Genomic DNA, 8,752 nt, shown 5'->3' on the forward strand with positions numbered 1-8,752 from the left:
AAAATCTAAAAAAGGAATGATAACAATGACTTATATCATGAATGACTTTGACAACAATTTTGAAACAATCATCGCAATGGATCGTACGGTTGAACGATACAATCGCTATCTTAAAAAGACCGAATACCTTATTTTAAACGTTTTAAAACAACACAGCTTAAAGATAATTGGTTACTCTCATTTAAAACTTCAGACCATCGCAGACCTTTTACATATCAGCAAGAAAACAGTCTATCGAACGCTAAAAAATCTTGATGAAAAAGGTTATATCACGAAGATTCACACGGTTAGTGGCAAACGTAAGAATAACGGCGCATTAGTCTTTAGAATCAATACCTATACACAATATGAAGTCATCCGAGAAAAAAATGTCCACGCTAAAATGTCCACGCTTAATCAGGTGATTAAGACCGGAAAAGAGCTGTCACAACAGGCGTTACAACATGTTCACGCAAAACAGGAAACTATATTCTTTTTAAATCTATTAAATATCTTTTTAAGTAACAGGAAACGTTTAAATAAAACACATTCTAAAGTTTTATATCACAATATTAAAAACTCAGATATCCGTGTCAAACCGATGGAAGTGCCTGACGCAATTTACAACGTCGCAAAGCCTTTCTTTAGTGATGAAGAAATTCTGTCTCTGTACAAAACAATGCTGAAAGAAACCATCAGTAATAACATTTATGACACTGAAAATCATATTGAGATCATGATTTATGCGATAAAATCCCTTGTTAAGGCAAAGAAAAAAGAATTTAATGGTCTAGCGTCTAAAATTAAAAATGACAGAGCCTATTATATCGGCATTTTACGTGAATATATTGGACAACATTATTTTGTCTATAATGCTGTCATCTAGTAATCATTGTGAATAAAGTGTATCGTGCTCTTTCTGTAGTTTCTGAATACGTTCGAGAAAATCTTTTTCTGTCTGTGAATTTTGAATCTGTTGTCGAATCTGATAACGCACGTTGTCATAATCTTGTGCTGTCAGATGACTGTATTCAGACACACTGAGATATTCCAGTTGAATCTTCTGAATAAGATGGTCACCAATATGCTGTTCATAGATGGCTAAATACTCGCTATGTTTATTCATGAGTGCTTTTCGTTTATCACGATCATCAATTCGATTGATTTTCTGTTGAGCGACTGAAAAATGACGATGGGTTACATGTTTTTTCACAGTTGTGTTGAAATCTAAAAATCCTTTATTCATCAAATTATCCAAATAGCTTTCAGCTACTTTGTACTGTTCGTTAACTTTTTGAACATGGAGATGTTGCTGGTAAAACGGTAACGGTGATAAGGGTGTCCATGTACTCATCGTGATACCGATGATAAAAACAATCAGTGATAAAGGCACTGTAAATCGTAATGATCTGATATGATCTATCTGGCTTGAAAGCCACAAGAATATCCCAAATAGACACAAAGCAATGATACAGACAGGCATCACATAATATAAAAATGTGAACATACTAATGCATTCCTATTACGAGATAATAGATGATAAACATCACAAAAATGAGACTGATGATGACCGGTACATAATTCAAAAAGATGTTTGACTTTAGATAACCTTTATCCAGTTCTTGTTGGTAGCTATCCATCTCAGATTTTAAATCACGCTTTATATCGGTTAAAACTGTTTGTTTCAGCTTTTTAGCGTTCAAGTCCACCTCGGTCATGTTGTCTATTTTGTTTTGACTTAACTGAATGGTCTTTTGGAGTTCTGTCTTGAGTGCTTTGTTTTCGTTGATGGCTGTGTTCATCTCTTGTTCTAGGTTCTCGTTGTGTTCTTTCATTGCCTGTATCTCTGATACGAGCGTCAAGTACTTGTCCCGCATACTGTTGAATGCTATCTCTGCCTTCTGGTATTTCAATGTCAGATGTTCTACTTGCTGGGCTAGGTGTGAATCCTGATTGTTGTTGTTTAAATTGTTCGTAAGATTTTCGTTCTTGCTCCAATCCGTATTTGATTCCCTCGGCACCATAATCAACTCCTAGATTTTTTTCACGTGTCACACGTTGCTTACCATCCTGATCGATAAAATCATACGAAAAACGGGTGATCTTCTGCTTCTGATTGAATCTCTCCCTTATGTTGACCCCTAAATCAGTTAAATGCGCCTTAAAGCGCTCTAAATCGAAATGAAGGCTATCCTTTGTTTTTTCGAAGGCTTTGTCTATTGTGTCTCGTAAATCATCTTTCCATACATACTCGCCTTTATCCTTGAGTTTCTGTTCTTTAATCGTAACTGATGTGCCACGTTCTTTATTTTTCTCAATGACAGGATAGCCGTGTTCTCTTACAATGGCATCATTGATCCGTTCGACAATCTTCTTTTCCTGATAACAATGATATTTATGGCCATCTTCTAAATTCACCGCATTAAATACAATGTGATTATGATAGTTGTTGGTATTCCCATGTGTATAAACGACAGCTTGAAAGCCACCACCCAGTTCTTCATTGAGTCGTTCAGCCAGTTCATACCCCATCTGATTCACTTCAAAAGGGTCAATGTCACGGCCTTTAAAGGACTGTTCTACGAGATGTGCCTGAATGTCTTTTCCTTCGTTCTTAGCTTTATTGAACGCTTTTCTGACGACACCAAATTCATATTCAGCGTTACTCGGATCACAGTTGATCCCAGACATTGCGATACACTTCTTCTCCTGTGTGTCCTTATCTTTACCATCACGCCCATATTTGATGGATGCCGTGGCACTTTTAGACGACGCTACTTTAGTTTGTGCCATATCTGATGCACCTCACTCTGTAGCATTTCGAATTCTTGTTTTAACGCATTGAATTCCTCAGTCAGCTTTTTAACCTCATTCATTTCCTGTTGTTCTAAAAAGGATTCTCTTGATAAGACTTTTAATGCACGTGTCGATTGATTCATATTGTTGCCGACACGACTGATCTCTCCTGAAAGCTTTGAAAGTGGTGGTAAGATACTCTGAATATCCTCTGACTTCATCAGTGGACGATGTATCTTACCTCCTAATGCACGTGCCTTTAAATATGATGTGATGTTCAAGTTGGCACTTGAAGCTGTTCCAGCAATCACATCATATTCATCTGCGTTCACTCGAAAAGAAATAATCTTTGATTTTTTCTTTGTCTCGCTCACTTGTTCGTCCCTCCATTCTGTAAAAAATATCTCATGTCCATTCGTCATTTTTTACGCCACTCCGTGCCGAAGTGATGTGATGTATCGGTTCAGACTGCTCCCTATTCGGTCACAGCCATTCACACGATTATTGTAAATCCAAATGACTCACTATTCGTTCACATTTGAGATTAACAACAGCCATCACATCACAAGAACACAAAACATTTATGTCCAATTGTTCTGTCACTTTGTTTATCTCAATTATACCATAAATTGTATAAAAATGTTTTGGTCAAGCAGTGCGAATGTATACATTTGCTTCGCAAAGTATCATCCGCCTCCTTGTAAGGGAAAAGTATTTCCCTTAACCCTTTCGTTTTTTATCTTCGTCTATTTCTTCGAAATAGTCTGCGATAAAAAATATAAAGATCCATCGAAACATCACATGATGTTTCGATGGATCTTTGCAGAAAATATCTTCCAATTAATTTGAAAACGCTGACTACTTTCGTCAGCATATTCAAATCAATTTCACACAAAAGAGACTGTATTTCAGTCCCTTTTGTAAGACTGCCTATCACAGTTTAGTTCTTCGTTCTGAACTGTGATAGCCAGTTCGTCAGACCCTTTAAGTCACTCACGTGCCAGTAACCTTTTGAATCGTCCATTGCGTTCGCAATGCCATTCAGAGCCTTCTTTAATTGATTGAGTTCTTCTTGAACTGCATTCAATTCATTCGGATCAATCGCTGACTGATCTTTATGTGAAATCATATAATTCTTCTTAAATTCATCCAGGGAAATGAACTTGCCGTTCTCTTTTCTGGGGAAGTCTTTGCCGAAGACCTCTTTTAACATCTGAAGTTCCTTCCTGTCTTTTTCACGCTTTTCTTTCAATAACTGTTTTCTCTTTTCTTCTAATGCTTGAAGTTCTTTTTCGTAATCAATATTTGTCATGGTATATCCTCCTGATGTTTATCGTTATCCTTATTATGCCACGTGTTTTTGAGAGATAAAATGGATAAGGTAAGCACTATAGAAGAAATCATCGTAATTCGATATAATGAGTAAGCCGTCTTTACTTCCATAGGCGAGATCTTATGGAAGGAGGTGATCTCCATGGATTTTTTACTTGTTAACGTAATCGCACCGATTATTGTCGGTGTCATTCTTATGTTGTTTTCTCACTGGTTAGATCAGCGTAAGTCGTAAGACGGCATACCAGCACCTAAAAAAACCCCCTAACTGTTCCCAGCAGTTAGGGGATTCGGTGTTTCCATGGAATTTCTACTTGTTAACTTTATTATATCTCATTCAATTTTCTTTGTAAAACTAATCAATGACATAGACATACTTTACAGCATGTTTAAAAATCGTTATTTCTCGTCCATCTTCTGTTTCGATAATAATCTCATACTGTGGTGCAAATAAATATGTTCCAGTGATAGCTTTTCCGTCAGTAAAAACAATTTTAATCTTTTCACCTTTGCGATGATAAAAACCAAACTTTCTTTTTACCTCTGTCTTTTCCTCAGATATATAATCACCTCAATCTTTTATTTATTTAATTATAACTAAGAAATATTACTGAATAAACACATAAATAGGACCGTATAAGAGTAATAAAGCGTTCTGACAAGCCTTTAAACTACTTTAGGACTTTACAACCATTCAAATACATTATCGTTGCTTGTACGTTGTCTGTGCTAAGCTTTAACAAATCATTGGCAAACACTTGATAAAATAATATAGTATTTGATCAAGTGTTGTCTAAAACGTCATGAATAACTTAATAAATAATTGCATTTGATTAAGGTAGATGTATTGATATAATTGTCTTTGAGATACTTAACAAATGATTGTCAAAGGATTAATAAGTTTAGATATAATTAGGCAAACGTTTAATAAACTATTGATAAAGGATTGATAAAATGAAATCATGTATTGATCTTGCTAATGAATTGAATGTAAGTAAACAAACTGTGTTTAATAATGCTAAAAAATTGGAAATAGAACTGACTAAGCAAGACAATACTTTGTATGTTTCAAGTGCTGATGATGTTGAAGCAATTAAAAATAGAATACTCAATAATAAAGCTAAGTCATTGAATGTAGATGTATCTGAACTAATAAATAATGATAGTAGCTCAAAGCAAGACAATGATACTCAAGATGTATCAAACAATAACAATAAAATAGAACTTCTTAGACAAATGATTGATGATAAAAACAAACAAATACAATCATTGCAAGATGATAAGCAAGACTTGACCTCATTACTTAAGCAGCAACAACAGTTGTTACACAATCAACAGTCATTACAATTACAATCCAATGATAAGATAAAGGCTCTTGAATTAGAACTACAGGAAGTCAAAGAAGATACTTCAAAGGCTGATAATGTGCAAGATACAAATAAAATTGATAACTTTTATCGTGACTTAAGAGAAGATAAGCAAGAAAGTAATAGCACGACAAATAAAAAAGGTGGCTTGTTGTCACGTTTCTTTAAGTGATATTAAAAAATTATTGAGTTAAAATAACATTAAAAAATATACTTGAATATTACTGATGGATATGTTAAGCTTCATTCAAATGAATTTTTGAATGAGGTGCTTTTATGTTTCAAACTATTATTACTGCTACTGTTTTATACACAGCAACTGCTGTAGACTTATTAGTTATTTTATTAATTTTCTTTGCTAGAGCTAGCACAAAGAAAGAATATAGAAACATCTATATTGGACAATATCTAGGTTCTATTATTTTAATATTAGTAAGTTTATTTTTAGCTTTCGTATTAAATTATGTTCCAGAGAAATGGATGTTAGGATTGCTAGGTATAATACCAATTTATTTCGGTGTTAAAGTAGCATTATATGACGATTGTGCTGGTGAAAAAAGAGCAAAAAAAGAATTGGATAAAAAAGGATTATCAAAATTAATAGGAACTGTGGCATTAGTGACTATCGCAAGTTGTGGTGCTGATAACATTGGATTGTTTGTTCCATATTTTGTTTCACTTAATATGTCAAATCTAATAGTTACACTTATTACATTTTTAGTGTTGATATTTGTATTAGTTTTTACAGCTCAAAAAATTGCTAATATACCTGGAATTGGTGGTACTATTGAGAAGTATAGTCGTTGGATAATGGCTGTTATTTATATAGGACTAGGAATGTTTATTATCATAGAAAATAAAACAATTCAAACAATTTTAGAATTTTTATTTTAGATAAGGGTGTTGAAATTAAATGAATAAATCTATTACTTGTGACATAGTATGTGTTCATGAAGATAAAGTGGACAAAGCGTTAGATTTTTTAAAAATTGAGAAGTCGCAAAGATTACTTAATATTTTTCAAAAAATATGCGATGAAAAAAAATTAAAAATTGTATTGTCTTTACTGAGTGAAAAAGAACTTTGTGTCTGTGATATTGCTATCATTCTAGATATGAGTGTGGCTTCTACATCTCATCATCTTAGATTATTGTATAAAAATGATGTTCTTGATTTTTATAAAAATGGGAAAATGGTATATTATTTTATCAAAGATGAAGAAATTAAGTTATTTTTTAGTAATAATTAAGCGGTCATATTTCTGTGACTGCTTTTTTTATTTGTCTGAAAATGTAACACAATGGTAATTATGTTACATTACAAACCCCGATACCAAAGGGGTTTATTTTTATAACTGAAATAATGTATCATAATGATATGAATACATACATTATACGTATCATATAGGAGCGATTTTAATGAACAGCGTGGAACCGATTCGAGACGTAAAAAAGATACAGGAGATGAAAGAGGCACTTGCCTATTATGGATCAGAGCGAGACGTTTTTTTATTTAATCTCGGGATTAACTGTGGTTTAAGAGTGAGCGATATGTTGGGTTTAAAGAAAAAAGATATTAAGGACTATACAATTAAACTCCGAGAACAGAAGACCCGTAAACAGAAACAAATCCCCCTTTATCATCTAAAGGAGGATATTGATCGTTATATTCAGTTCTTAGAGGACGAAGATTATCTGTTTAAAAGCAATAAACTCGATTCTGACGGCAATGATAAACCCATTAGTCGTGTACAAGCCTACAGAATTTTGAATCATTCAGCAAAATCAATCGGTTTAAGTGAAATCGGGACTCATTCGATGCGTAAGACCTTTGGTTATCATTACTACAAGAAAACGAAGGATGTCGCTTTATTGATGGATTTATTTAATCATTCATCTCAATCTGTGACATTGAGATATATTGGGATAAACCAAGATATTATGAATGAATCCATAAGTAATGTGATGATAAATATCTATGTTTAAGTTTGAATTTCTTGTGGTTATTTGTTGAAAATTTGAAAGTCTTGTATACCTAGAGCATAATTATATTTTATATATACTGCTCTAGCTGCAGCAGGTCCACCAAATTTAGAAACCAAACTTCCTGCAATCGTCCCTAATAGTGCACCAGGAACTCCGCCTAAATATGCTCCTAATGCTGCTCCTCCACCTTCTGCACCTGTTTCAAGAACTTTTCTTACCGCTGTTTTAGATATCCATATCTTTGCACCCCACCAGTAAAACTCAACCTTATTTATACCCTCTGATGTTGAATAAGTAGTTATCGATTTTTCGACTTTGGCATTATTTTCAGGTATTAATGACTCTCCATGTTGAACATAGTTAACATTCTCTTCATGCAATAGGTGATTAGTTTTATTCAATTGTTTTTGAACAAGTTCAACTTCATTTTCAGTAAGAGTATTTCGGGCTGACTCTTTATCCAATATAAATTTATCATTAGTGTCATCTACAGAAATAAACGGATTAGCTTTATTTATCAATTCTTCAGACACAATGGTCATTTCATTTTTAACTGCATCATTTACAACATCATTAGTATTATTACTAACTTTTATTTCAGATGCTAAAGTTGTTGAAGTAAATCCTCCTAACAGTAAAGTAGTAGCATAGTAGATGCGATAATTTTTTTCATTTCTTTCAATCTCCCTTCTTGTTAGTGAAAAATATAAATATAAATCCAACAATTAACGTCAACATAATGTCTAACATTAAATCTGTCCATAGATTAATCTCTTCGAAGAAGTAAGGTTTTAGAATAAACTTTGAAAAAATTAGAGAAATAATAATTATTATTACTAGTATATATTCTTTCTTTATAGTTATCCCTCCCTATAAAAGTAATGAAAAAGCGCTTCTTTAATTTAAAGTCTAAATTACTAAAATACATTTTTCAACAATTTAGAAATAATTATTCCAAAAATAGCAAATCAAAATGGAAAACTTTCCATTTTGATTTGCTATTTTTTTTCATTAGTTATACAATTTAAATAACTTAATTGAACGTAAAAAGAACATTCAGCATTAATAACTGCTGGTAACAGTTATTAATCGCTTACCGATCCCTAACATCGGCAAACACTTTAGAATGCTCTTTTAACCCATCTATTAAGATTATGTTTTAATCATACCCGATTTTTCAAAGGTTATCAATAAAACAAATCTAAAGATTGTGTTGAAAGACTATTAAAACTGACATAAGTCATAAGAGTGCATGCCATGGAAAAGACCGGCGTGTACTCTTTTTTCGTTCCT

Annotated in this window: 11 protein-coding genes; 6 read left to right on the forward strand and 5 right to left on the reverse strand. The window is 33.0% G+C overall.

Annotated elements, in window-relative coordinates:
- The first annotated feature begins 37 nt into the window (after positions 1 to 37).
- Positions 38 to 865, forward strand: coding sequence for a helix-turn-helix domain-containing protein (locus KFV11_RS11510; RefSeq protein ID WP_254250638.1), 828 nt, complete (start codon positions 38 to 40; stop codon positions 863 to 865).
- 3 nt (positions 866 to 868) lie between these two features.
- On the opposite strand, the gene KFV11_RS11515 is transcribed toward KFV11_RS11510, so the two are convergent.
- The 4 genes from KFV11_RS11515 to KFV11_RS11530 form a co-directional block, all read right to left on the reverse strand.
- Positions 869 to 1,372 carry a hypothetical protein gene (locus KFV11_RS11515; RefSeq protein WP_246143169.1) on the reverse strand — a complete coding sequence of 168 codons (504 nt, stop codon included), beginning with the start codon at positions 1,370 to 1,372 and terminating at the stop codon, positions 869 to 871.
- Between the two features lie 299 nt (positions 1,373 to 1,671).
- On the reverse strand, positions 1,672 to 2,772 hold the full coding sequence (locus KFV11_RS11520; protein ID WP_254250639.1) for a relaxase/mobilization nuclease domain-containing protein: 1,101 nt from the start codon (positions 2,770 to 2,772) through the stop codon (positions 1,672 to 1,674).
- Positions 2,754 to 3,149: a plasmid mobilization protein gene (locus KFV11_RS11525; RefSeq protein WP_254250640.1), complete on the reverse strand. Its 396-nt coding sequence runs from the start codon at positions 3,147 to 3,149 to the stop codon at positions 2,754 to 2,756. The genes KFV11_RS11520 and KFV11_RS11525 overlap by 19 nt, the downstream gene beginning before the upstream one ends.
- A 566-nt stretch (positions 3,150 to 3,715) precedes the next feature.
- Complete coding sequence (locus KFV11_RS11530) at positions 3,716 to 4,087, reverse strand: hypothetical protein (protein WP_254250641.1); 372 nt, start codon at positions 4,085 to 4,087, stop codon at positions 3,716 to 3,718.
- Positions 4,088 to 4,249: 162 nt separating this feature from the next.
- On the opposite strand from KFV11_RS11530, the gene KFV11_RS11535 reads away from it, so the two are divergent.
- The 5 genes from KFV11_RS11535 to KFV11_RS11555 all read left to right on the forward strand — a co-directional run bounded on the left by KFV11_RS11535 (position 4,250) and on the right by KFV11_RS11555 (position 7,459).
- Positions 4,250 to 4,342, forward strand: coding sequence for a type I toxin-antitoxin system Fst family toxin (locus KFV11_RS11535; protein WP_133418524.1), 93 nt, complete (start codon positions 4,250 to 4,252; stop codon positions 4,340 to 4,342).
- A gap of 719 nt (positions 4,343 to 5,061) precedes the next feature.
- Positions 5,062 to 5,646, forward strand: a complete 585-nt coding sequence (locus tag KFV11_RS11540) for a hypothetical protein (protein ID WP_254250628.1) — start codon at positions 5,062 to 5,064, stop codon at positions 5,644 to 5,646.
- Between the two features lie 104 nt (positions 5,647 to 5,750).
- Entirely contained in the window at positions 5,751 to 6,368 is a 618-nt protein-coding gene (locus KFV11_RS11545) for a CadD family cadmium resistance transporter (protein WP_149459927.1), read from the forward strand.
- 19 nt (positions 6,369 to 6,387) lie between these two features.
- On the forward strand, positions 6,388 to 6,723 hold the full coding sequence (locus KFV11_RS11550) for an ArsR/SmtB family transcription factor (RefSeq protein WP_133418528.1): 336 nt from the start codon (positions 6,388 to 6,390) through the stop codon (positions 6,721 to 6,723).
- Between the two features lie 169 nt (positions 6,724 to 6,892).
- Positions 6,893 to 7,459 carry a tyrosine-type recombinase/integrase gene (locus KFV11_RS11555; protein WP_149459939.1) on the forward strand — a complete coding sequence of 189 codons (567 nt, stop codon included), beginning with the start codon at positions 6,893 to 6,895 and terminating at the stop codon, positions 7,457 to 7,459.
- A 17-nt stretch (positions 7,460 to 7,476) separates the two neighbouring features.
- Here the strand turns inward: KFV11_RS11555 and KFV11_RS11560 are convergent, their stop codons facing one another.
- Positions 7,477 to 8,181 (reverse strand): hypothetical protein, encoded by a 705-nt coding sequence (locus tag KFV11_RS11560; RefSeq protein WP_149459938.1) that lies wholly within the window; start codon positions 8,179 to 8,181, stop codon positions 7,477 to 7,479.
- Positions 8,182 to 8,752 lie beyond the last annotated feature (571 nt).

The sequence above is a fragment of the Macrococcus equipercicus genome (genome assembly GCF_024205945.1).
Classification (GTDB): Bacteria; Bacillota; Bacilli; order Staphylococcales; family Staphylococcaceae; genus Macrococcus; species Macrococcus equipercicus.